This window comes from Actinomyces sp. ICM39 (assembly GCF_000282935.1).
Classification (GTDB): Bacteria; Actinomycetota; Actinomycetes; order Actinomycetales; family Actinomycetaceae; genus Pauljensenia; species Pauljensenia odontolytica_B.
Window position 1 is genome coordinate 1 of record NZ_ALCB01000132.1, and the last position, 2,571, is coordinate 2,571.

Genomic DNA, 2,571 nt, shown 5'->3' on the forward strand with positions numbered 1-2,571 from the left:
GCCCGCCGAATCCGCCGACACCAGCGTGCGCGGGCGCACCGGCATGAGCGGCAGCGGGCGCACGGACGGGTGGGCGGGCAGCCACAGCCACGCGCGGCCCGCCGTCGACGACGAGGCATGAATGACGACGTGCCCCGGGAAACCCGAGGGCGCAAACCCCATCTCGAAGCCCTCGTCCGGCTCGACCAACAGCAGCTCGTCGGTCTCGCGCGGCGTGCCCACGCGGTGCAGCCACACGTCGCACGCGCGCCACGCGTCGTCCACGCCCATGTAGATAAAGGAAGCGGAATCATCCGCCCACGCGAAGCCGTACCCGGCGTCCACCACGGCCTCGTCGATGACGCGGCCCGAGGCCTCCTGCACGACCCACGTGTAGCGCTCATCCCCGCTCGTGTCCCGCGCCCACGCGATCAGGCGCCCATCCGGGGACGGGTACATGTCCGCCAGGCGGAAAAACTCCTGCCCTCGCGCCCACTCGTTCTCATCGACGAGGAGCTCCTCGCCCTGCGTGGGGACGCCCGGTTGGGGGACGAGCGGAATCGGGGCACCTGCCTCGTCGCGCTCCACCGGCGCGCGGTGATGTGTCGCGTACGACTGGCCCTCCGCGAAACGCCGGAAATACCAGAACTCGCCCTCGCGGATCGGAACCGTCACGTCGGTGAGCGCCGTGGAGGCCTTGACCTCCTCCACGAGGCGCTCGGCCGCCTCGCGCGTCGGCGCCGTCACCGTGTCCGCCCACGCGTTCTCCGCCTCCAAATGAGCCCTGACCTCGGGATCCTCGCCGTCGCGTAACCAATCCCACGGGTCATCAAAATGCTGCCCGAACTGGTCGCGCACCCGGTACCCGTAACGCTTCGGGGCAACCGGGGGAGTGTTCATCGACGAGGCATTGGCCGCCTCACGCGTGGTCGTGTCAGTCATGTGGACCATCTTAGAGGTGGGCCAACTGATGAGGATCCACGAAACAGCGGCACGACCGTGCGAGACTATACGAGTGAATGACGAACAAGCTCCCTCGCGCGGATCCGCTGCCGCGCTCGAACCCGCGGCGCTCGCGGACCCGTCCGCGCCTCGTCCCCAGCCCCGGACCAGAGGGCAGGTTGACGGGGGAGCGGCCCCGGCCTCGTCCCTGAGCCTCACCGAGCGACTCCTCGCCTGGGTGCGCGAGTTCATCCAATTCGGCATGGTCGGAGCCACCGCCTACGTTGTCGACGCCGGCCTGTTCAACCTGCTCCAGCACGGGCCGCTCGGCTTCCTCGCCGGACACCCCAACACCGCGCAATTCATCGCCGCCGCGACCGCGACCCTGTACTCGTGGATCGCCAACCGCCTGTGGACCTACCGCGGACGCACGCGGGACAATGCTACGCGCGAGGCCATCCTCTTCTTCTTTGCGAACGCCTGCGGCATCGGCATCTCCCAGTTCTGCCTGCTGTTTACCCATCACATCCTGGGGTACACCTCGGCGGTGGCCGACAACATCGCCGTCTACGTCGTCGGCTTCGCCCTGGGCACCGCGTTCCGCTTCTTCTTCTACCACTACGTGGTCTTCACCGGGCATACGCGCGCGTAGGTTCGAGGCACGGCGGTAGGGTCGAAACGTGAAGGAAACGCCAGAGCACTACCCGACCCCCGAAGAATCCATCGCCACGATGGTCACCATCGACGACACCGCCCTCGTCTTCGAAGGCGGCGGCATGCGCAACGCCTACACCGCCGCGCTCGTGAGCCGACTCATCGCCGAAGGCATCAACTTCCCCCATATCTCCGGGGTTTCCGCGGGGTCCAGCCACCTGTGCAACTTCACCTCACGCGATGCCCAGCGTTCCCACGATACCTTTGTCGACCTCGTCGAAGACCCCGAATTCGGCGGACTCAAGCACTTCCGCAAGGGCCACGGCTACTTCAACGCCGAGTACATCTACCAGCAGATCTGCTACCCCGACGGCGCCCTGCCCTTCAACATGGATGCGTTTCTGGCGAACCCGGCGACCACGCGCGTCGCGACCTTCAACGCGTCGCGCGGGCAGGTCCGCTGGTTCTCCAAGGAGGAAATGAGCACCCTGGACACGCTCGGACCCATCATCCGCGCCTCCTCCACGCTGCCGATCCTCATGCCTCCCGTCGAGATCGACGGCGACACCTATGTCGATGGTGCGCTCGGCCCCAACGGCGGCCTGCCCTTCGACCAGCCCCTGCGCGAGGGCTACCGCAAACTCCTCGTCGTCCTCACCCGCCCCCGCGACTACGTCAAGGGCCCCATGCCCGCCAGCGTGGGCGCCCTCCTGCGCACTGCCTACCGTTCTTTCCCGTCCGTGTTCGAGGGCGTGGCCCGGCGCCCCGACCGCTACAACGCGGGACGCCGCCTCCTCTTCGAACTCGAAGAACGAGGCCAGGCCTACGTGTTCGCCCCCGACAACCTGTGGATCAACAACACCGAGTCGCGGCGCGAACGCCTGGAAGCAACCTACCGTGCGGGCCTGGTGCAGGCCGTGCGCGAAATGCCCGCGATCAAGGCGTTCCTGGGGCTGTAGGCTGTCCTGTTCCTGCGGCGGTGCTTGTCGCGCCGCT

The 2,571-nt window shown here is 67.6% G+C and carries 3 protein-coding genes; 2 read left to right on the forward strand and 1 reads right to left on the reverse strand.

Going from position 1 to position 2,571, the window contains the following annotated elements:
• Positions 1-930, reverse strand: a 930-nt coding sequence (locus HMPREF1137_RS08610; RefSeq protein WP_009054427.1) for a S9 family peptidase, incomplete at its 3' end; no start/stop codon positions are given.
• A 64-nt stretch (positions 931-994) separates the two neighbouring features.
• On the opposite strand from HMPREF1137_RS08610, the gene HMPREF1137_RS08615 reads away from it, so the two are divergent.
• Both HMPREF1137_RS08615 and HMPREF1137_RS08620 read left to right on the forward strand, forming a co-directional pair.
• Positions 995-1,573 carry a GtrA family protein gene (locus HMPREF1137_RS08615; RefSeq protein WP_009054425.1) on the forward strand — a complete coding sequence of 193 codons (579 nt, stop codon included), beginning with the start codon at positions 995-997 and terminating at the stop codon, positions 1,571-1,573.
• A gap of 28 nt (positions 1,574-1,601) precedes the next feature.
• Positions 1,602-2,534 (forward strand): patatin-like phospholipase family protein, encoded by a 933-nt coding sequence (locus HMPREF1137_RS08620; protein WP_009054424.1) that lies wholly within the window; start codon positions 1,602-1,604, stop codon positions 2,532-2,534.
• The last annotated feature ends 37 nt before the right edge of the window (positions 2,535-2,571 follow it).